The organism is Stenotrophomonas sp. YJH_SMC_25 (assembly GCF_059369595.1).
On sequence record NZ_JCAFSV010000010.1, the window covers coordinates 1 to 19,663 of the forward strand.

General features: G+C 63.0%; 19 protein-coding genes. 14 read left to right on the forward strand and 5 right to left on the reverse strand.

The features are described 5' to 3' along the window. The first annotated feature begins 438 nt into the window (after positions 1 to 438). The 7 genes from folD to AC5P7E_RS14465 all read left to right on the forward strand — a co-directional run bounded on the left by folD (position 439) and on the right by AC5P7E_RS14465 (position 8,846). Entirely contained in the window at positions 439 to 1,317 is an 879-nt protein-coding gene (gene folD, locus AC5P7E_RS14435; protein ID WP_014036908.1) for a bifunctional methylenetetrahydrofolate dehydrogenase/methenyltetrahydrofolate cyclohydrolase FolD, read from the forward strand. 439 nt (positions 1,318 to 1,756) lie between these two features. After that, complete coding sequence (gene guaB / locus AC5P7E_RS14440; protein WP_005409308.1) at positions 1,757 to 3,214, forward strand: IMP dehydrogenase; 1,458 nt, start codon at positions 1,757 to 1,759, stop codon at positions 3,212 to 3,214. 111 nt (positions 3,215 to 3,325) lie between these two features. Continuing rightward, positions 3,326 to 4,891 carry a glutamine-hydrolyzing GMP synthase gene (gene guaA / locus AC5P7E_RS14445; protein WP_329761673.1) on the forward strand — a complete coding sequence of 522 codons (1,566 nt, stop codon included), beginning with the start codon at positions 3,326 to 3,328 and terminating at the stop codon, positions 4,889 to 4,891. A 384-nt stretch (positions 4,892 to 5,275) separates the two neighbouring features. Then, entirely contained in the window at positions 5,276 to 5,971 is a 696-nt protein-coding gene (locus AC5P7E_RS14450) for a hypothetical protein (protein ID WP_185695494.1), read from the forward strand. A 161-nt stretch (positions 5,972 to 6,132) separates the two neighbouring features. Then, positions 6,133 to 7,206, forward strand: a complete 1,074-nt coding sequence (locus AC5P7E_RS14455) for an RES family NAD+ phosphorylase (RefSeq protein WP_012479960.1) — start codon at positions 6,133 to 6,135, stop codon at positions 7,204 to 7,206. 325 nt (positions 7,207 to 7,531) lie between these two features. Continuing rightward, on the forward strand, positions 7,532 to 7,801 hold the full coding sequence (locus tag AC5P7E_RS14460; RefSeq protein WP_044570001.1) for a hypothetical protein: 270 nt from the start codon (positions 7,532 to 7,534) through the stop codon (positions 7,799 to 7,801). Then, complete coding sequence (locus tag AC5P7E_RS14465) at positions 7,791 to 8,846, forward strand: LPO_1073/Vpar_1526 family protein (RefSeq protein WP_146264683.1); 1,056 nt, start codon at positions 7,791 to 7,793, stop codon at positions 8,844 to 8,846. Before AC5P7E_RS14460 ends, AC5P7E_RS14465 begins: the two co-directional genes overlap by 11 nt. A 238-nt stretch (positions 8,847 to 9,084) precedes the next feature. Here AC5P7E_RS14465 and AC5P7E_RS14470 read toward each other — a convergent pair whose 3' ends face one another. After that, positions 9,085 to 9,441 carry a hypothetical protein gene (locus tag AC5P7E_RS14470; protein WP_111105507.1) on the reverse strand — a complete coding sequence of 119 codons (357 nt, stop codon included), beginning with the start codon at positions 9,439 to 9,441 and terminating at the stop codon, positions 9,085 to 9,087. 551 nt (positions 9,442 to 9,992) lie between these two features. Then, the gene (locus AC5P7E_RS14475; protein WP_114618674.1) at positions 9,993 to 10,916 is read right to left on the reverse strand and encodes a LysR family transcriptional regulator; all 924 of its coding nucleotides are present in this window, start codon (positions 10,914 to 10,916) and stop codon (positions 9,993 to 9,995) included. A gap of 98 nt (positions 10,917 to 11,014) precedes the next feature. Here AC5P7E_RS14475 and AC5P7E_RS14480 point away from each other — a divergent pair, with 98 nt between their 5' ends. The 3 genes from AC5P7E_RS14480 (at position 11,015) to AC5P7E_RS14490 (ending at position 13,243) form a co-directional block, all read left to right on the forward strand. After that, positions 11,015 to 11,854: a type 1 glutamine amidotransferase domain-containing protein gene (locus AC5P7E_RS14480; RefSeq protein WP_076739211.1), complete on the forward strand. Its 840-nt coding sequence runs from the start codon at positions 11,015 to 11,017 to the stop codon at positions 11,852 to 11,854. 98 nt (positions 11,855 to 11,952) lie between these two features. Then, entirely contained in the window at positions 11,953 to 12,684 is a 732-nt protein-coding gene (locus tag AC5P7E_RS14485; RefSeq protein WP_114618675.1) for a hypothetical protein, read from the forward strand. Positions 12,685 to 12,787: 103 nt separating this feature from the next. Then, positions 12,788 to 13,243 carry a hypothetical protein gene (locus AC5P7E_RS14490; protein ID WP_239684654.1) on the forward strand — a complete coding sequence of 152 codons (456 nt, stop codon included), beginning with the start codon at positions 12,788 to 12,790 and terminating at the stop codon, positions 13,241 to 13,243. A 126-nt stretch (positions 13,244 to 13,369) separates the two neighbouring features. Here AC5P7E_RS14490 and AC5P7E_RS14495 read toward each other — a convergent pair whose 3' ends face one another. Continuing rightward, positions 13,370 to 14,746: a gluzincin family metallopeptidase gene (locus tag AC5P7E_RS14495; RefSeq protein WP_114618748.1), complete on the reverse strand. Its 1,377-nt coding sequence runs from the start codon at positions 14,744 to 14,746 to the stop codon at positions 13,370 to 13,372. Positions 14,747 to 14,912: 166 nt separating this feature from the next. Here AC5P7E_RS14495 and AC5P7E_RS14500 point away from each other — a divergent pair, with 166 nt between their 5' ends. Together AC5P7E_RS14500 and AC5P7E_RS14505 are read left to right on the forward strand one after the other, a co-directional pair. Beyond that, entirely contained in the window at positions 14,913 to 15,392 is a 480-nt protein-coding gene (locus tag AC5P7E_RS14500) for a tetratricopeptide repeat protein (protein ID WP_158079765.1), read from the forward strand. Between the two features lie 61 nt (positions 15,393 to 15,453). Then, positions 15,454 to 16,236: a 3-hydroxybutyrate dehydrogenase gene (locus AC5P7E_RS14505; RefSeq protein ID WP_060380222.1), complete on the forward strand. Its 783-nt coding sequence runs from the start codon at positions 15,454 to 15,456 to the stop codon at positions 16,234 to 16,236. On the opposite strand, the gene AC5P7E_RS14510 is transcribed toward AC5P7E_RS14505, so the two are convergent. Next, positions 16,233 to 16,997: a COG4705 family protein gene (locus AC5P7E_RS14510; protein WP_114618749.1), complete on the reverse strand. Its 765-nt coding sequence runs from the start codon at positions 16,995 to 16,997 to the stop codon at positions 16,233 to 16,235. The two genes, AC5P7E_RS14505 and AC5P7E_RS14510, sit on opposite strands and share 4 nt — an antisense overlap. A gap of 97 nt (positions 16,998 to 17,094) precedes the next feature. Then, positions 17,095 to 17,472 (reverse strand): DUF4180 domain-containing protein, encoded by a 378-nt coding sequence (locus AC5P7E_RS14515; protein ID WP_049459927.1) that lies wholly within the window; start codon positions 17,470 to 17,472, stop codon positions 17,095 to 17,097. A 172-nt stretch (positions 17,473 to 17,644) separates the two neighbouring features. Here AC5P7E_RS14515 and AC5P7E_RS14520 point away from each other — a divergent pair, with 172 nt between their 5' ends. Both AC5P7E_RS14520 and AC5P7E_RS14525 read left to right on the forward strand, forming a co-directional pair. Beyond that, positions 17,645 to 18,904 (forward strand): alpha/beta hydrolase family protein, encoded by a 1,260-nt coding sequence (locus AC5P7E_RS14520; protein WP_231347479.1) that lies wholly within the window; start codon positions 17,645 to 17,647, stop codon positions 18,902 to 18,904. A 183-nt stretch (positions 18,905 to 19,087) separates the two neighbouring features. Next, a complete protein-coding gene (locus AC5P7E_RS14525; protein ID WP_495222851.1) occupies positions 19,088 to 19,642 on the forward strand; it encodes a hypothetical protein in 555 nt (184 codons plus the stop codon). The last annotated feature ends 21 nt before the right edge of the window (positions 19,643 to 19,663 follow it).

Here is a 19,663-nt window from a genome sequence, read left to right on the forward strand (position 1 = left end):
CCGACGTCATGGGGTTGCCGGCCAGCGGCCGGCACTACCGTGTGGGGAATTGCCGAAGCCGGTGGTTGGTAGTGCCGGCCGCTGGCCGGCAGATACGGAAACGTTCCGACGTCATGGGGGTGCCGGCCAGCGGCCGGCACTACCCGTGTGGGGAATTGCCGAAGCCGGTGGTTGGTAGTGCCGGCCGCTGGCCGGCAGATACGGAATCGTTCCGACGTCGTGGGGTTGCCGGCCAGCGGCCGGCACTACCGGGTGGGGATTACCCAAGCCGGTGGTTGGTAGTGCCGGCCGCTGGCCGGCAGATACGGAAACGTTCCGACGTCGTGGAGTTGCCGGCCAGCGGCCGGCACTACCGGTGCGCGGTGTCGGCGCGCGGCGGTGGGCGAGGGGGCCTGAATCAGGGACAATAGCGTCCCCACCGCCCCACGCCCGCTCCCGATGACCGATTCCGCCCCCCAGCTTCCTGCCCGCATCCTTGATGGCCGCCGTATCGCCGAGGACCTGCTCGACAGCCTGAAGGTGCGCGTCGACGCTCGCGTGGCCGCCGGTGGTAGCCGCCCGGGCCTGGCCGTGGTGCTGGTCGGTGGCGACCCGGCCTCGACGGTGTACGTGCGCAACAAGCGTCGTGCCGCCGAGAAGGTCGGCATCGAGGCGCACGACTACGACCTGCCGGCCGGTACCACCGAGGCCGAGCTGCTCGACCTGATCGACCAGCTCAACGCGGATCCGAAGATCAACGGCATCCTGATCCAGCTGCCCCTGCCGGGCATCCCCGATGCGCGCCGGCTGATCCAGCGCATCGACCCGCGCAAGGACGTGGACGGTTTCCACCCGGAAAACGTCGGCCACCTGGCCCTGCGCGAGTTCGGCCTGCGCCCGTGCACCCCGCGCGGCATCACCACGCTGCTGGGCCACACCGACCAGCCGGTGCGCGGCCGCAACGCCACCATCGTGGGCGTGAGCAACCACGTCGGCCGCCCGATGGGCCTGGAACTTCTGATTGCCGGCTGCACCGTCACCAGCTGCCACAAGTTCACCCCGAAGGACGTGCTGGAACAGGCCGTGCGCAACGCCGACATCCTGGTGGTGGCCGTGGGCCGCCCGGGCATCGTGCCGGGCGAGTGGGTGAAGCCGGGCGCGGTGGTGATCGACGTGGGCATCAACCGCTTGGATGACGGTCGCCTGGTGGGCGATGTCGGGTTTGAGGCGGCTGCCCAGCGGGCGAGCTGGATCACCCCGGTGCCGGGTGGCGTGGGCCCGATGACTGTGGCCACGCTGATGCAGAACACCCTGGAAGCCGCGGAAGCGCTGAGCTGACCTGCGATTGGGGAGATCTGCTGTTGGTGGGTGCCGACCGTTGGTCGGCACAATGCTGGGGCAGGGTGATGCCCCGCTCCTGGTGCGTGCCAACCTTGGTTGGCACAAACAGGCAGAGGCTTTGGCCCCATCTGGGGGCTTGGTGCCGGATGGATCTTGCCAACCAAGGTTGGCACCTACCCAAGGCAATCCAAGGTGGCTTGGGCCCCCGGCATGACCCGCTCCTGGTGGGTGCCAACCTTGGTTGGCACAAACAGGCAGAGGCCTTGGCCCCATCTGGGGTCCAGGTGCCGGACGGGTTGTGCCAACCAAGGTTGGCACCCACCCAAGCCGCCCTGAACCGATCACCGCCCGCGCGACACTGCGTCGCATCTACCCCCTGCCACGCGGCGCGAAAAAGGGGTAAAATGTCGCGCTTCCCCACATCTCGGGTATGCCGATGCTGCGCATCCAGGCTGAAGCACTCACTTACGACGACGTCTCGCTCGTCCCCGCCCATTCGACCATCCTGCCCAAGGACGTCAACCTCGAAACGCGGTTGACCCGAGACCTGAAGCTGAAGCTTCCGATCCTGTCCGCCGCCATGGATACCGTCACCGAAGCCCGCCTGGCCATCGCCATGGCCCAGCTCGGCGGCATGGGCATCATCCACAAGAATCTCAGCCTGGAACAGCAGGCCGCGGAAGTGGCCAAGGTCAAGAAGTTCGAGGCCGGTGTCATCCGCGACCCGATCACCGTCGGCCCGGAAACCACCATCCGCGACGTGCTGGCCCTGACCCAGGCGCACAACATCTCCGGCGTGCCGGTGGTGGGCAGCGACGGCCTGCTGGCCGGTATCGTGACCCACCGCGATATGCGCTTTGAAACCGAGCTGGACGATCCGGTCCGCCACATCATGACCAAGAAGGATCGCCTGATCACGGTCAAGGAAGGCGCCGCGTCTGACGAAGTGCTGCAGCTGCTGCACCGCAACCGCATCGAAAAGGTGCTGGTGGTCAATGATTCGTTCGAACTGCGTGGCCTGATCACCGTCAAGGACATCCAGAAGAACACCGACTTCCCGAACGCTGCCAAGGATCTGTCGACCCGCCTGCTGGTTGGCGCAGCCGTCGGCGTGGGTGGCGATACCGATCGCCGCGTGGAAGCGCTGGTCGCCGCCGGCGTGGACGTGATCGTGGTCGATACCGCGCACGGCCACTCGCAGGGCGTGCTGGACCGCGTCAGCTGGGTCAAGAAGAACTTCCCGAACGTGCAGGTCATCGGTGGCAACATCTGCACCGGCGAAGCCGCACTGGCGCTGCTGGACAGCGGCGCGGACGCCGTCAAGGTCGGCATCGGCCCGGGCTCGATCTGCACCACCCGCGTCGTCGCCGGCGTCGGCGTGCCGCAGGTCACCGCGATTGACCTGGTGGCCGAAGCCCTGCAGGACCGCATCCCGCTGATCGCCGACGGTGGCATCCGCTACTCGGGCGACATCGGCAAGGCGCTGGCCGCCGGTGCCTCGACCATCATGGTCGGTGGCCTGCTGGCCGGTACCGAGGAATCGCCGGGCGAGACCGAGCTGTACCAGGGCCGTTCGTACAAGAGCTACCGCGGCATGGGTTCGCTGGCTGCCATGGAGAAGGGGTCGAAGGACCGCTACTTCCAGGACGCCGCCACCGCCGACAAGCTGGTGCCGGAAGGCATCGAAGGCCGCGTGCCGTACCGCGGCCCGGTGGGCGGCATCATCCACCAGCTGATGGGCGGCCTGCGCGCCACCATGGGCTACGTGGGCTGCGCCACCATCGAAGACATGCGCAGCAAGCCCAAGTTCGTGAAGATCAGCGGCGCCGGCCAGCGTGAGAGCCACGTCCACGACGTGACGATCACCAAAGAGCCGCCGAACTACCGCGCCTGACGCGGGCCGAGCAAAGAGGAACGAGGAAGCACTTCCCGTTCCTCTTTCTCTATCTGCCGCCGCATTTTCTCTTTCAGATTTTCGTTTTCCCTACTGCATTGCCGGGGCGCCATGACCAACATCCATAACGACAAGATCCTCATCCTCGATTTCGGCGCGCAGTACACGCAGCTGATCGCCCGCCGCATCCGCGAGCTGGGCGTCTACTGCGAAATCTGGGCGTGGGACCACGACCCGGCCGAGATCGCCGCGTTCGGCGCCAAGGGCATCATCCTGTCCGGTGGCCCGGAATCGACCACGCTGCCGGGTGCGCCGGCCGCGCCGCAGGAAGTGTTCGACAGCGGCCTGCCGATCTTCGGCATCTGCTACGGCATGCAGACCCTGGCGGCCCAGCTGGGCGGTGCCACCGAAGCGGCGGACCAGCGCGAGTTCGGCCACGCCGAAGTGAACGTGATCAATCCGGATGCGCTGTTCACGGGCCTGAGCGACCACGGCGGCGAGCCGAAGCTGAATGTCTGGATGAGCCACGGCGACCACGTCTCCGTTGCGCCGCCGGGCTTCACCATCACCGCCACCACCGACCGCATTCCGGTGGCCGCCATGGCCAACGAAGAAAAGCGCTGGTACGGCGTGCAGTTCCACCCGGAAGTGACCCACACCCTGCAGGGCCAGGCGCTGCTGCGCCGCTTCGTGGTGGATGTGTGCGGCTGCCAGACCCTGTGGACCGCCGCCAACATCATCGACGACCAGATCGCCCGCGTGCGCGAACAGGTGGGCGATGACGAAGTGATCCTGGGCCTGTCCGGTGGCGTCGATTCGTCCGTGGTGGCCGCGCTGCTGCACAAGGCCATCGGCGAGAAGCTGACCTGCGTGTTCGTGGATACCGGCCTGCTGCGCTGGCAGGAAGGCGACCAGGTGATGGCGATGTTTGCCGAGCACATGGGCGTGAAGGTCGTGCGTGTGAATGCCGCCGACCGTTACTTCGCCGCCCTGGAAGGCGTGAGCGACCCGGAAGCCAAGCGCAAGATCATCGGCAACCTGTTCGTTGAGATCTTCGACGAAGAGTCGAACAAGCTGAAGAACGCCAAGTGGCTGGCGCAGGGCACCATCTACCCGGACGTGATCGAGTCGGCCGGCAGCAAGACCGGCAAGGCGCATGTGATCAAGAGTCACCACAACGTGGGCGGCCTGCCGGAGCACATGAAGCTGGGCCTGGTGGAGCCGCTGCGCGAGCTGTTCAAGGACGAAGTGCGCCGCCTGGGCGTCGAGCTGGGCCTGCCGCGCGCCATGGTCTATCGCCACCCGTTCCCGGGCCCGGGCCTGGGCGTGCGTATCCTGGGCGAAGTGAAGCGCGAATACGCCGAACTGCTGGCCAAGGCCGATGCCATCTTCATCGATGAGCTGCGCAAGGCGGACCTGTACGACAAGACCAGCCAGGCGTTTGCCGTGTTCCTGCCGGTGAAGTCGGTGGGCGTGGTGGGCGATGCGCGCGCTTATGAGTGGGTGATTGCGCTGCGTGCGGTGGAGACGATCGACTTCATGACGGCGCATTGGGCGCATCTGCCGTATGAGTTCCTGGGGACGGTGAGCAACCGGATCATCAATGAGTTGCGGGGGGTGTCACGGGTTGTTTACGACATCTCGGGGAAGCCGCCGGCTACTATTGAGTGGGAATGAGTTGAAAGAACGAGGGCGCCGAGAGGCGCCCTTGTTGTTTGGAGCATCTATCATCTTCTGTGCGGGATCAGCGTGGTGCTTGCTGGAATGTATTACTTGGCAAGCTTTTGGCGTTGTAGCCCGAAACTACGAGGGGGGGCTTAGATTAGGGGGAGAATTATCTTCTGACAGGCCGGTCGGTGAGTGGGTGATCGGTATGGCGTAATCATGGCGTGTTGCCTCCGCGTTCCTTCATACCGTTGACGAATTGAAAGGCCTGACGCAACACTGAACAAATGCTGCGCTGTCGGTGGTGTTCCGCGCTGGAGTTATTAGGGAGGAAGAAGGATGAATTCGACTCCACGGCATTCAGGCCGAGGCCAAGCCTTCACAAGGTGCGTAAGGGTGCATGCGCTAGGAGGAACGCTGTGGGCCCTGTTTGGCGTCAGTGCGCTGTTGATGTTTAAAGCCAGCGAGGAACCATTGATCGGTCCATTGCAGGGCACTTGGATCGAGGTCGTCTTGACGTCGTTTCCTGTTGGAAATCAGATTGTTTTCAACATGGCGATTGGCGTTCTCGTCAGTCAGATTATGTATATGCTCGTGGTTTGGTTGCCGGCAAATGCCAAACGAAAGCGAATCCGAAAGAACCTTCAGCACCACTATGCTCTATTCAAAGAGCAGTGTATTTACCAACTGCTGTTCGCGAGCGATGGGGCTGCTGACCCTAAGGTGGTTGAAGATCTTGCGGACATCAAGAAATTTAGGGCCTACTTCGCTGCCATCGGGCCGTCCGGTGGAGAGAAGTGGTACGACGTTATGAATGGTCTGGAGGCAGGGCACGTCAGCTCCATCGTCGTAGAATTGGGAATCTTGGCTGAGGAGCTGAAGTACACGCTCGCCGCGATAGATGTTGGCGAAGACGAAGTCTATGCTTTTCTCAAAAGGCTGAACCGCGCGATTGTAGTTCTTCGAGATGGATCCGAAAACTCGGACGTCGAGTATCTGGCCAACTTCCTTTGGGAATTGTTTGCCGGTTGGTCCGTGGTCACTGGCTACCAGGACGGAGATTTTGTTATGGATCGGATAGATAAATTATGAATTGATCCTTCGCTGCTGTGAATTCACTGGATATCATATAAGGAGGTTGTTTCTTGCGATTGGCGGTTCCGGGGGGGGATACTTCGTCGTAATCGCTGCGGTCGGTTAGCCGGGCTTAGTCGTTATGTGGTTACCCTTGCAAATCCATATGGAGTGGTATTGTGAGTGAATCTTCGGAGATTCCAGAAGAACTAATTGCAATTGCCTGCAGTCGCTGCTTCAAGAATCGTGGCCTGATACTCGATGCCATGCAATATGGCAGAGAGGAGGTGGGATTATGTCCCAATTGCGGACGGGGGGATGGCATCAAACTTGGCAGAGCGCCTCTGGCCTACCTGGCCGAACGCTTCTTCGTCGACGGATCCTTCCACAAGTATGACTTTGGAGGAGCTCCTGCCATTCAGTTGAACGAACACCAGAAAACCAGCATCGATATTGATGCTGTGCTGACGGATGACATAGGAGTTTTCGAGAGGCTGCTGGGAGTGGGGTTCTTCTATTATGGCCCTCGGCTGTGGATGATTGGCGAGGTTGAGCCACTGAAAGCCCTACTAGATGACGGGAAGCGTACAGCCGTCATTGAGCGGATCATGGCCGAGTACCCGACAAGGACGGTCGGGACGGATGAGACGTTCTATCGAGTGCGGAAGAGTCCCGGCTCAGTTATCAATCCCCTCGAATACGACACGCCACCCTCAAACGTCCCGCAGGATGGACGACTAAGTTCCGATGGATTGCCGGTCATGTATGCCTCTCCTTTGATCGACTTGTGCGTGCATGAGTGCCGTTACACCATAGAGGACGACTTGTTCGTCGCCTCCCTTAATCCACGACGTCAACTGCGCCTCCTAGACCTGACGGTAGTTCTGGAGGAGGATGCGACAGAGTTCGAAAGTCTCGACATGGCGGTCCATATGCTCTTTCTTGGCGGCAGGGGGGCCTACGACGCAGCGCGGGCGATTGCGCGTGCAGCCAAGGACGGTGGCTACGATGGTCTGGTGTATCCCTCGTACTTTAGTAGTCACTATCACGGTGAGAGACCATTCCAGACCGTCTATGGAATAACTCGCCGTCGGTTCAGCGGCGCCGAGGCTTATGAGCGGTCATTGAGCGTCCCCAATCTGGCTCTGTTTGGCTATCCAATCGCAGAGGGAATGGTGGAGGTCGATAGTATTAATCGTTTAGTGATCAACCGTGTGGCTTATGAATTCCATCATGGGCCAGCAATCGCCTAGTCTCACATGGAAATTCACGTGCACAATAAACTATTCTGCCTCGAAGTATCCGACGAAGCACTCGGAGACTTTCGACGCTGAGGGGGTGATGGTGCCCTGATGTATGCTGACCGAGGCGCGCAAGGCTGGGCTCGGCTGGCTGTAAACTCTTTCCAGTGTTGCAATCACAGCTTCGTTGCGAAGAGTAGATGCCATGGTGCCGCTATTGCCATGTCGGAAGGGCATCATGGACGGCAATGGATGCTCGGTGAGGTGCAGGGCCTGGGGGCAGCTACGAAGCTTGACGTTGGCTTCTGGCATGGAATGGAATGATCAAGGAGGGATTGTGGATACGACGATCAAAGACGTTCTGGAGGTAGGGGCCGCCATAGCGGGAATTCTTGGATTTGCCGCAGGCGTATTCTTGTACATCGTGAAGATGGTGCGGCGAATGCGAAGCAAGGCGCGAGTGATTTCTCCGGTAGGTCGCGAGCAAGAGAGGCCGGCCCAAGTGCAGCGGGCCTCCAAGGGCGGGGTCGCGATTCAGGCGGGACGCGATATCAAGGTGAGCGGTGAGTTGAATTCAGGCCATGCGAGGGAAAATCATGACCAGTAACGATCAGAGTCAGACGTCGACTGAAAATTCGACTGCCCTTCAGGCGGGAAGGGATATCAATTTTCAGCAGGGAATGACATATCAAGACGTTAGGCAGGTGGCGCACGACCTTTTTGAGGCTAACTTCTATCGACTCTCAGCTGTCGCCCGGGAGGAGGCTACCCGTCGGGCAGAATACATAACAGAGAAATTCATAAGTAGACTTATGAATGAGAATCCGTCTGGCTTCAGTCAAGCTAATGATCCTTCTTTCCAGCATGCTCTCTACACGGTACAAAAGGAGCACGCTAGAGCCGGGGATGAAAATTTGGCTGATTTGCTTGTTGATCTATTGGTTGATCGATCAAAGCAGGAGCAGAGAGATCTCCTTCAGCTGGTTTTGGACGAATCGTTGGCAACTGCCCCCAAGCTGACCGAAGGTCAGTTGGCAAATCTTGCAGTGGTCTTCGTGCTTCGATACACAGAAAGTGTCGGAATTAAGTCTGATAATGCACTGGGGGCATATCTAGATAGATATATACTTCCATTTGTGGAGGCGCTGGCGGTAAGCGATTCCTCGTTCACATATCTGGAATTTGCCGGGTGTGGATCAACATCTTTGCTAATGGAGATTTCCGTGGAGGGCATCCTCCTGAAGGACTACCCTGCATTGTTTGTTGCAGGTCTTTCTCGCGATGAAATTGAAGAGATGGGTTTCTCTGGTGGTGTGGATTCGCGAATCTTCATTCCTTGCCTGAATGATGCAAGTAAGTATCAGGTTGGTGTAATGCGATACGCGGATATCGAGCCCGATCTTTCTCGTCAGGGTATTCCGCTGGATGTTATTGATCGGGTAAAATCAATCTATCAGCGGAATCTAATGACTGAAGAGGAAGTTCGGGCCAAGGTGTTGAGAATTCGTCCGGCGACTGAGGTGCTATTCCAAAAGTGGTCAAATTCAGCAATGAAGTCTCTTTCACTCACTAGTGTTGGGAGTGCCATCGGACATGCAAATGTAAAGCGTTTGGTTGGTAGTTTTGGTGGGCTCGAGAATTGGGTTAACTAGTTGTATTTAAGTTCGACCGAGTGTTGTGCCCGGCATCTGCATTTGAATTGGTGTGCATTTTGAGTTTTTCTCTTGGTTACTAAAGTGCTTGCGTTGCATCTGGCTTGATGTGCGTATGTGAGGTCTGCCGGCGCTTAGAAGTCGAACTTGGAGCAAATTCAGTGTTTGCGCATCGCATTTTGAAGCCTTCGCTTGTTGTTCTATCCGCGAGTGAGTTGATCTTGAAGGACTATTGGCCTCACTCCGGCCTAACCTCATGACATGCCCACTCAACCAACCCCCGGCAAGCCAGAAACAACCCATCAACCACCCCCTCATCCAAATGCCGCTCCGGCTCCGCTGCCACCCGGCAGCGGTCCGCCGCGTGCAGCAGCTCCAGCACCGTCAGCGCTCCCACCATCGCGCGCTCGCTCCTCGCCAGGCTCACGCGGCGGCCGGGTGACACGTCGTTCTCCGGCCAGGGCAGTCCATCGGCGCCCTCGCAGCCGCGCATGCGCTCGAGGATGCCGAGCAGGGAGTTCAGGTCGGGTCGTGAGGTGTCGTCGTTGATGGGTTCAACAACGGTGTACGAGGAGAAGGTGTCGGATTCGTTCATGGCGTCGGCTTCCGTGGCTGTGCTTAACAGCGCCACCGTGAAGAGGTGGCGGACGATGCGTGGCTGCAAACCGGTTGATGCAGCGCTATTGGCCGGTGAGTCCGAAGACTCCCACGCACCGCCCGCCAGAAAGGCCGACGGATTGCCCGCCGGCACCGGTTAAGGACGGTGCCGACGGGCAAGCGTAAACAACTTGCGCGTGCATCAAACGGGTTTGCAGACCCGGGGCCACCCGTTGTCGGTGGCGCGCCATGGTGTTTACGCAGCCGCCTCGAATGCCAATAGAAATTCGCGAAGGAAACGCGGAATCCGAAAGCGAAGAACTATTGTTGCACGCACCTCTCGTGCAGCACACGACGCCAGCAGACGCATTCGCGCAGCCGCTCTGCTGATGGCGAATCAAAGTGGCGCAATCGCCCATGCCACAAGCGAATAGCGCGACAGCCTTCTTTGCAACAGTTCTTAATCCGCACCGAGTGGCAACGGCGCGTGATCAGCCACACACCCCGAAAAGCGGTTCAAACCCGACATCGCCAGCGAACCTCGCGGCCTCAGCCAGCGCCATCCTCAGCATGCCCCGCATTCCCCACCAGCAACTCAATCATCGCCCGTGCCGCTGCCGACTGCCGCCGATGCGGCGCATAGATCACCGAGAACGGCCTGGACCGCCCGCGCAACTGTGGCAGCACTTCCACCAGTTGCCCACGCTGCAACCGCTCGCGCACGATGAACGCATAGCTCTGGCAGATGCCGATGCCCTGTTCGGCCAGCGACACCACGCCCAGCACATCGTCGGAGGTCTCGATGGACGAACGCGGCAGCCAGTCCACGTCGCGCCCGCCGTCGCGGAACACCCACGGCGCCAGCCGCCCGGTACGCGGCATCACAAACGGCAGGCACAGGTGCTGCTGCAGGTCGTCCAGCGTCTGCGGCGTACCCCGGCGCAGCAGGTAGTCCGGCGAAGCCACCAGCACCAAAGGCGCGTCTTCCAGCTTCCGCCCCACCAGCCCGCTGTCCGGCAGCTGGCCCAGGCGGATGGCGAGGTCGAAGCCTTCGGCCACCAGGTCCACGTTGCGGTTGGTGATGTTCAGTTCCACCTGCACCTGGGGGTACTGCTGCGCAAAGCGCGCCAGCACGGGCGGCAGCCGGTAGTGGCCATAGGTGGTGGGCACGCTCAGGCGCACGCGGCCGGCCAGCGCACCGTCCTGGGCCAGTAGGTCGCGCTCGGCGTCGTCGAGCAGGCCGAAGGCGGTGCGCACCTGTTCCAGATAGAGCCGCCCGGCGTCGGTCAGGCCCACGCGGCGGGTGGTCCGCTGCAGCAGCTGCCGGCCCAGCCGCGCTTCCAAGCGGGTGACCGCACGGCTCAGCACCGAGGGCGTGGTGGACAGCGCCACCGCGCCGGCGGTGAACGAGCCGTGCTCGACCACCGCCAGAAACACCTCCACATCGCCCAGGTAGTCGAACTTGCGGCTCATTTGGCTCTCCGGGGAACAGATGTTTTGCGATGGGGCCAATTTATCGCCGCTGGGGCGATGAATAAAGTGGCCGCCATTCCCCGATTAGGAGCTCCCCCATGAACCTGATGACCCGGCTGGCCGCAGCGCTGGCCCTGACCCTGGCTGCCAGCGGCGCGCAGGCCGCCAACGTGCTGGTGGTGCTGTCCGACGAAAACCACCTGGACCTGAAGGACGGCAAGGTGCTGTCCACCGGCTTCTATCTCAACGAGCTGATGCAGCCGGTCAAGCTGCTGCTGGACGCGGGCCACGAGGTGACCTTCGCCACGCCGCAGGGGCGGGCGCCGACGGTGGATGCGTCTTCGGTGACGCCGGCGTACTTCGGCAACGATGCCGCGCAGCTGACGCTGCACAAGGAACTGCTGGAGAAACTGGCGCTGACCTCGGCGACGGCCTCGCCGGTGGTCAGCCTGGCACGCATCGAGCAGCAGGGCTACGCGCGTTTCGATGCGGTCTACATTCCGGGTGGCCACGCGCCGATGCAGGACCTGCTGAAGAGCCCGGCGCTGGGCCGGCTGCTGGCCGACTTCCACCAGCGCAACAAAACCACCGCGCTGGTCTGCCACGGGCCGATCGCGCTGCTGTCCACGCTGCCGGATGCTGCGGGTTTCGTGGCGAAGCTGGAAACGGGTGCGATGCCGGCCATGCCGAAGTGGATCTACAGCGGCTACCAGATGACGGTGATCAGCAACCAGGAAGAAGAGCAGGCCAAGCCGTTGCTGGGTGGCGGTGAGATGAAGTTCTACCCGCAGACCGCGTTGCAGCGGGCGGGTGCGCGGTTCAGCAGCAATGCCACGCCGTGGATGGGGCATGTGGTGGTGGACCGTGAGCTGATTACCGGGCAGAACCCGGCTTCGGCGCTGGAGGTGGGGCAGCGGTTGGTGGAGCGGTTGAAGTAAGGCGGGGTCTGCATCGCGTGCCGTGTCGTGGCAACATGGTGGGCTGGCCTCGTCCTTCTGGGCGGGGCCGGTTTTCCAGGCAAGCCCTCGAACACGACATGCGAACGTCTTTTTTCATTCTCTCCGCCCTGTGCCTTGGCCTACTGTCTGGCTGTGCCAGTGGCCCGGAGGAGCACGCTTCCAGCCGCGAGATAACCAGTGCGTTCGTGGCCGACGACGGCCAGCTGTACCTGTTGCCGCGCTATGACGAGCCGATGCGCTTCAATGCCGCGCCGTTCCGCGAGTACCGCGCGCTGATGGACAGCCCGCTGCGCGAGGCGGTGGCCTGCGCGCAGATGTACTTCCATGAGGACTGGCGCGACCCGGCCAACAAGGCCAAGGTGCACGGCAGCTATGCGCTGCTGCTGCTGCCGGAGCAGGTGACGGCAGAGCTGGCCGGACAGTTCAAGCTGGAGCGGATTGAGGTGCTCCCGCGTGAGGCCAAGGCCGTGGAGGAGCGGGCGCGCTACTACCTGCCGATGGACCGGACCCGTTACGCGCTGGCGTTTGACCGCGCCTGCAATCTTTCAAGGAAGGGCGGCAGCTATTACAGCGCGCTGTTCGAGGGCGACGGCGAGCGGGTGCAGTTGCCGGATGCTGCGGCACTGGCGGAGAAGGGGAAGCTGGCACAGCCGATTAATGCGCGGGCGCAGCGGATCCTGCCGGAGAGGGAGGGCAAGCCGGGTGCGGGTTCGGCGGCGGGCAAGGTGCTCGGCGCGGCGCTGATCCCTGTGGCCGTGCCGGTGTTTGTGCTAAGCCTGCCGTTCCTGGGGCCGGATCATTGGAAGTGAAAAGGCGTTGAAGCCAGAGCATCCACGCGTGGCGTGGATCTACTTGGGTATCGCCTGAAAGTTCATCTTGGAGATCTGTGTGCCTAGCACGCTGGAAACTGTTTTGAAGACTGTAGGTTTCATTGTCCTCGCGGCCCTTCCGTTGGTGATCCTCTGGTTCACCCTTCGGCGGATGTCAGCAACTGCTCGCTCGTCCGTGAAATCGGGGCTGCATTTGCATGCTCCGCGCCGGATTTCCGGCAGGTCCATGACCTTGGTGATGGTGGATGGAAAAGAGGATCGGGAGCACTACTTCTTTGATGCGGCGTCCTTTTACCTACGGCGTGGGCCGGTGCCCACGGCGGTTCCGCTTTCGCAGATCAACTCAGTCACTCGCACCTCCGACAAGATCTACGGACGTTATGTCTGGCAGGTGTGCTTCAGCAAAGCATCGGGCAGAAAGTGCGTGACGTTCACCAACAACCTGACGCTGTTCAATCGCGATTTCCTGCTGTTCCTGGAGGCGGTGCGGAAGGCCAATCCACTGGCGACTGTGGATCAGGCGGGTCTGTTCTTCTGATTGCGCGGGGACATCAGCGGCGCTGATTGGCAAATGGAGGGGCCAGGGGGCGGGTTGCCTTGGACACGGAGCTGGGCGATTCAGTTGTGCGGGCGTTGAGGGAGTGAATCCACGCGTGGCGTGGATCTACCGGCACCTCGGTGTGCCACCTGCCACACAGCTGGCCCGCCAACGCTCCCAGGCCTTGGCGTCGATGCCGGCCTTCAGCGCAATGCCCTGCAGCTCGGCCCAGTTCCTCGGCGACGGCGCGGCCAGCAGCCCGCGCATGAAGGCCTGCATCTTCGCTTCGCCCATCTGTTTCTCCAGCGAGAGCAACAGCAAGGGGGCATAGACGTAGCGATACATCTCGCCCAGATCGGAGTTGCCGTCGATGGCATCGAATGCTGGCAACGGCTTGTCCTGCGTGTCGATGGCCGATTGCAGTCGCGCAATATAGCGATCGGCCGCGGCATCGCCACTGATCTCGCGCAGCGCCTTGATCGACAGGAACTCGGCGCTGGACTCCAGCAGCACCCAGAAATACGGCCCCTGCGGACGGTTCAGTGTGCCGAAATAGTAATGGCCCATTTCGTGTGCGATGTACTGCACGCGCCGTTCGGCCTGCTCGCCCCCGGCCAGCAGCGAGTCGGCCACGTTGCCGATGCTGCCGCTCATGGCGATGGTGGGCCAGGTGGCAAAGCCCCATTCGCTGCCTTCGCGATCGCGCTCGATCTGGTTGAGCGTGACCATGCGCAGGAAGGTAGGGCGGTCGGCCAGCGGCATGCCCATGTAGCGGCTGTGCACGTCGGCTACCTTCTGCACCGTGCTGGACAGTGCATCGACCTTGGCCGTGGGCAGGGTCTCGTTGAGGATCGTGACCTGCGCGGTGCGGGTGATCGGGCCGCTGCCGCCGAACAACAGGATCGGCCGCGCGTTGTCGCTGCGGAATCGCCCCTGCGCGCCTTCGATGGCCGGGCTGCCGTTGAGATACAGGAAGCGGCAGCCGGCGCAGTCCACCTGCAGGTCGTAGCGGCTTTCGTTGCTGCGCACGCGGGCCTTGGGGTCGAATGCCTGCGGCAGCCACGCGGACTGTTCGGTGAAACGGGCGCTGTCGCCGTTGAAGGCCATCATGCCCTTGAAGTCGCCCAGGGCATCGTGCTTCGGGTACAGCGGGAACGCGCCCACGTAATGCACGCAGAGCGTGGCGGTGGGCCCGGCCAGGGTGTAGACGCGCGCCTCGCCATCCACGCCCGGGTCGTACCAGCCATCAAACCCTACCGGCTTACCGTCACCGTCGAAGACCCGTGCGACGTTCAGGCCGGCGTTGAGTACGAACGCGCCCCATGATTCGGCTGGGAGGTTGGACATGCAGACATCGCCCTCGACACGGCCGCTGGCAATGTCCAGCCACACGCTGCCGGTGGTGAGCGGTGTGGCCGGTTGTGCGGTCGCTGCGGCCACGCTGGTGGCGGGGGCGAGCAGTGCGATCAGGGCGGCGGGCAGCAGGGCGTTGCAGGGGTTCATCGGGCCATCCTTGGGTGGATGGCGTTGACTATAGGGCCAACATCGATGGACGCGGAGAGTCTTCTGGTCACCCGGCCTTGTGGGGCTGGTGCAATGCCCTGGCCTGGTGCAGGCATAATGCCAGCGGGGCGAACGGATGCCCGCGAACAGGACGGACGCCTGCGCCATGACGAACATGCCAACCCAGCTCACGACCGACTTCGATGCGATGCTCGACGGTGGTGACATTGCCGAGGCGCGGCGGCTGTTGGCCCCGCAGCTTGCACGCGGCTGTGCTGAAGCGTTGTTCCTCTCTTCTTCGATGCCTGTGGGGGAGGACGACGCACATGCCGAGGCGGACAGCTTCGCGACCCTCAAGCAGGCCGCAGAGAAGGGTTATATCCCGGCAATCCATGCGATAGGGCTGTGCCTGCTGACCGGTGACCGCGTCGAGCAGGACGTCATGCGTGCGGCCGCGCATTTTGAGCGGGCATCGGAGGCCGGCTATCCGTCGGCCATGTACGAGTTTGGCCTGGCGTTGTTCCATGGCAAGGGTGTCGCCAGCGACGTGCCACGTGCGGTGTACCTGATCCGCGCTTCGGCGCAGGCTGGGAATGAGTACGCCAGGGAATTCCTGCTGGCGTATTCATTGAACGTGGACGCGTAGGAAGTGGGTGCGGCGGCCGGTGGCGCTACACTGGCCGCCTGTGCCCGATGGAAGCTCGCCCATGTTCAGTGGAAAGGTTGCGGTGGTCACCGGCTCCACCAGTGGTATCGGTCTTGGCATTGCCATAGCCCTGGCGCGGCAAGGTGCCGATATCGTGCTGAATGGCTTCGGCGATGCGGCGGAGATCGAACGCATCCGTTCCAAGCTGGAAACCGAGTTCGGCGTGCGCGTGGCGCATGACGGCGCCGATCTTTCCCGTGGCGAGGCAGTGCGCCGGATGATTGAGCATGCCGTCGCGACGATGGGCCGCATCGACATCCTGGTAAACAACGCGGGCATCCAGCACACCGCGCCGATCGAGGAATTTCCGGTCGACAAGTGGGATGCGATCCTCGCGCTGAATCTCTCGGCGGTGTTCCATGCAACGGCGGCGGCCTTGCCGCACATGAAGCTGCATGGCGCCGGCCGTATCATCAACATCGCGTCGGTGCACGGCCTGGTGGGTTCGGTGAACAAGTCGGCCTATGTGGCGGCCAAGCATGGCGTGGTGGGGTTCACCAAGGTGACCGCGCTGGAGAATGCGGGGACCGGCATTACCGCCAATGCGATCTGCCCGGGCTGGGTGCGGACGGCGCTGGTCGAGCAGCAGATCACCGCGTTGGCCGAGCGCGAAGGCACGGATCAGGAGTCCGCCGCGCGTGCGCTGCTGGCTGAAAAGCAGCCGTCGTTGCAGTTCGTGACGCCTGAGCAGCTGGGAGAAATGGTGGTGTTCCTGGCCTCGGACGCCGCTGCGCAGATTACCGGCACGGCGCTGCCGGTGGATGGGGGCTGGACGGCGCGCTAGCTGGCTGGCTGTGCTTTACGCTGCAGCATGGGCAATGCCACCAGCGTGGCGAGAATGGTGAACAGCACCAGCGACGAGCCTACCGTGCCGAAGCCCAGGCCGCCCTTTTCCAGCGGCTTGGTGAGCAGGTCGCCGAAAGTGGCGCCAAACGGGCGGGTGAGTACGAAGGCGATCCAGAACAGGATGACCCGGTCGATGCCCTTGATGCGGCTGGCCAGTGCGGTGAGCGCGATGAGGCTGCCGATCAGCAGCGCGCCACCGGTGAAGCCGAGCCCGGAGTCGTCGGCGAGGAAGTCGCCCAGCGCGGTGCCGAGCGTGTTGGAGAACAGCACGGCGGTCCAGTAGAAGCCTTCGGCGCGGCGCGACGCGATGTTGCTGACCGAGATCGACTTTTCCGACATGCGCCAGGCCAGCAGCACCAGCGCCAGGCAGCCGGCCAGCAGACTGGCGCCGGTGGCGTAGCCCAGGCCGAGCGTGCGGTCGATCAGGTCGGACATGGTGGTGCCGGCGGTGCTGGTCGCCAGCACCACCGACCAGAACAGCACCGGGTGGAAGCGCCGCGCCGACAACTGCATGCCCAGCAGGCCGGCAAAGATCGCCAGCAGGATGGCCGAGCTGGCCACGTAGCCCAGGTTGAGCGTCATCGACAGCAGGTCGCCCGCGGTCTCGCCGAGCGTGGTGGCGGCGATCTTCATCACCCAGAAGCCGAGGGTGACCGCCGCCACTTTGCTGAGCAGGGAATCTGCGTCTGAAGCACGCATCGAACGTCGCCCGGGGAGCCTTCCGGTGATGCTGTGGCAGGCGGCGTCGGAGTGCAGTCGGAACCGGATTTGGCGAGGGTGAGCGTGGGGGCGGCGTTCAGCCGGCGCTGGCGGGGGCCGGCAGGCGTGCCAGCAGGGCGTCCCAGTCGGCCACGAAGCAGCCGTTGTGCCCACGGTTGCACTCGGTGATCCACGCGTCCAGCGATTCGCTCTGCGCGCGGTAGGCGCTGACATCGCCCAGTACGGCGAAGTGCAGGCGGTAGTTCACCAGCATCTGCAGCCACTGCCCGGCCATGCCGGAGCGCAGCTCGAAGAAGTCCGGAGAGAGGCGTTGCACCGGAATGGCGATCCACTCGGCCTGATGCCCGAGGGCATCGCCGACCAGATCGCGCAAGGCGTTGCCATCCAGCAGCGAGCCTGTATCGGCGCTGCGCAGGACGCGGGTGCTGTCGATCTGTTCTACATGTGTGTGCATCGTGCGCTCTGAAGTTCGTATCGTCCGCCCAGTATGGTCATGGGAGAGGCCGACAGTAAGCAGATGCAGCATGAATCTGGCAAGCGAACGCGCTAGGCTGCGCCGGGCGGCCGCACGAGGCGGGTTCACGATACCGGGGAAGGGCATGGCAGGGTGGAGGAGTCGTTCGTTGTTGAGCGCGGCGCTGGTGTGTTCTGGCCTGCCGGTTGCAGCCGCCGAGCTGTGCACGGTCAGTGCCTACGGTGACGGGCAGGGCAACCTGGCGGTGCTGGGCGCACCCGCTGCGGTGCCGGCCACGGGCCAGCGCTATCTGATGCTGGACGGGCGACGTGGCGCCACCGGCGATGCCAACGCACCGGTGAGCTGCAGCGGCGACGTGGTCAGCTTCAGGACGCCTGCGGGAGCCACGCAGCGCTGGCGGCGACTGCCGACCCGCGATACCGATGCAACGTTCATCAGCGCGGGAACCACGCTGGTTGGGCAGTTGATCGAGCCGGCAGGGCCGGCCGACCCGACGCGGCCGCTGGTGGTGCTGGTGCACGGCTCGGAACGCACGATGGCGGTGGCGGCGATCTACCAGCGCATGCTGGTGGCCCAGGGCATTTCGGTGTTCGCCTACCAGAAGCGTGGCACCGGCGATTCGGAAGGCGAGTACACCCAGAACTTTGAGCTGCTGGCTGACGATGCAGCGGCGGCGCTTGCCAAGGCACGTGAGCTGGCGGCGGGGCGTTTCGGTCGGGCCGGCTACTTCGGTGGCAGCCAGGGCGGGTGGATCGCGCCGCTGGCGGCGACGCGCTCGCAGGCGGATTTCGTGGCGATCGGTTTCGGCCTGGTGGTGTCACCCATCGAGGAGGACCGCGAGCAGCTGTTCGACGAGGCACGCCGCATGCAGCTGGATGCAACGGCGATGAAGCAGGTCGGCCAGCTTTCAGACGCGACCGCGCAGTTGATGCGCACGCATTTCAATGAAGGGTTCGAGGCGCTGGCGAAGGTGCGTACGCAGATCGGTGCCGCACCGTGGGCAAAGAACATCAGCGGCGAATACAGCGGCGACATGCTGCGCATGAGTGAAGCCGACCTGCGCCGGATCGGCCGCGCGCGATTCGACAACCTGGAGCTGATCTGGGACTACGACGCCGAGGCCGCGCTGCGCCGCCTGAAGGTGCCGTTGCTGTGGGTGCTGGCCGAGCAGGACCGCGCCGCGCCGATTGCCGCCACGCGTTCGATCCTGTCGCGCCTGCGCGCGTCGGGGCAACCGATCGACACCTACCTGTTCCCGGATACCGACCACGGCATGGTCGAGTTCCGCACCGATGCCGAGGGCAACCGGGTGTCGACGCGGATCACCGACGGCTATCTTCGCCTGCTGGCCGATTGGATCAAGCAGGATGTGCACGGGGGCTATGGGCGCGCGCGCAGAGAGAGCGAATAGCGGGTAGGGTGTACGCCTGCAGAGCGCCACGGTGAATGAAGGAAGGGAATGGAAGATAGGCCCGAGCCGCTTGCTTCATTGCACACATGGATGGCGGTGGCCCCTTGGCGCCGCTGGCTGGTTGCCGGCGTGCTGTTGGTGACCGGGTTGGGTGTGTTCTTCGCCGGTTGGTTCGGCTTGGCAATGCTGCTGGGCGACAACGAGGATGGCGCTGCGATGGCGTTGAATGCCGCCTTCGTGCTGCTGCTGTCGTTGGTACTGCTGCCGGCGCTGCACTATGGCTTCCTGCGCGGCTTCCGAAGTAGCGCGCAGGGGCGCGATCGGTTGGCCTTCCGGTTCGGAGCGGAGGATGCAGCGCCGGTACCGGCCATCAAGTGGCTATGGTCCTGGCGGCTGCGGCATGCGGTGCTGTACGTGCTGGGTATTGCGACGTTGCTGCTCGTCTTCCTGCCGCACGACAACCAGGCGGCTTTCAGTGCCTTCATCGGCCGTTACAGTGCGGGCCGCGCGTCTGCGGGCAGTTTGACCATGCTGGTATTCGCGTGGCTGCCGCTGCTCACGCTGATGGGGGTGTGCATGCTGCTGCTTCGCCGCCAGTTCCGGCTCCGCGATGCCGGGTTGCTGGACGTGGTGGGCAAGCGGCTGCTTTCAGCGGAGAGCCACTGGCTGTTTTCGTTTGCGGCCGCGTTTGCCGCGACGGCGTTCCTGTGCCGCTTGATTGGCAGCGTGGCGCTGTAGGCGCGTGGGTGGCCACGCGCC

What these genes read in the sequence shown, in the direction of transcription:
- AC5P7E_RS14470 (WP_111105507.1), bottom strand. Translation starts at nt 9,441, where the DNA reads ATGAACGAATCCGACACCTTCTCCTCGTACACCGTTGTTGAACCCATC.
- AC5P7E_RS14485 (WP_114618675.1), top strand. Translation starts at nt 11,953, where the DNA reads ATGCGAACGTCTTTTTTCATTCTCTCCGCCCTGTGCCTTGGCCTACTG.
- AC5P7E_RS14465 (WP_146264683.1), top strand. Translation starts at nt 7,791, where the DNA reads ATGACCAGTAACGATCAGAGTCAGACGTCGACTGAAAATTCGACTGCC.
- AC5P7E_RS14525 (WP_495222851.1), top strand. Translation starts at nt 19,088, where the DNA reads ATGCTGCTGGGCGACAACGAGGATGGCGCTGCGATGGCGTTGAATGCC.
- AC5P7E_RS14495 (WP_114618748.1), bottom strand. Translation starts at nt 14,746, where the DNA reads ATGAACCCCTGCAACGCCCTGCTGCCCGCCGCCCTGATCGCACTGCTC.
- AC5P7E_RS14510 (WP_114618749.1), bottom strand. Translation starts at nt 16,997, where the DNA reads ATGCGTGCTTCAGACGCAGATTCCCTGCTCAGCAAAGTGGCGGCGGTC.
- AC5P7E_RS14480 (WP_076739211.1), top strand. Translation starts at nt 11,015, where the DNA reads ATGAACCTGATGACCCGGCTGGCCGCAGCGCTGGCCCTGACCCTGGCT.
- AC5P7E_RS14515 (WP_049459927.1), bottom strand. Translation starts at nt 17,472, where the DNA reads ATGCACACACATGTAGAACAGATCGACAGCACCCGCGTCCTGCGCAGC.
- AC5P7E_RS14505 (WP_060380222.1), top strand. Translation starts at nt 15,454, where the DNA reads ATGTTCAGTGGAAAGGTTGCGGTGGTCACCGGCTCCACCAGTGGTATC.
- guaB (WP_005409308.1), top strand. Translation starts at nt 1,757, where the DNA reads ATGCTGCGCATCCAGGCTGAAGCACTCACTTACGACGACGTCTCGCTC.
- guaA (WP_329761673.1), top strand. Translation starts at nt 3,326, where the DNA reads ATGACCAACATCCATAACGACAAGATCCTCATCCTCGATTTCGGCGCG.
- AC5P7E_RS14500 (WP_158079765.1), top strand. Translation starts at nt 14,913, where the DNA reads ATGACGAACATGCCAACCCAGCTCACGACCGACTTCGATGCGATGCTC.
- AC5P7E_RS14475 (WP_114618674.1), bottom strand. Translation starts at nt 10,916, where the DNA reads ATGAGCCGCAAGTTCGACTACCTGGGCGATGTGGAGGTGTTTCTGGCG.
- folD (WP_014036908.1), top strand. Translation starts at nt 439, where the DNA reads ATGACCGATTCCGCCCCCCAGCTTCCTGCCCGCATCCTTGATGGCCGC.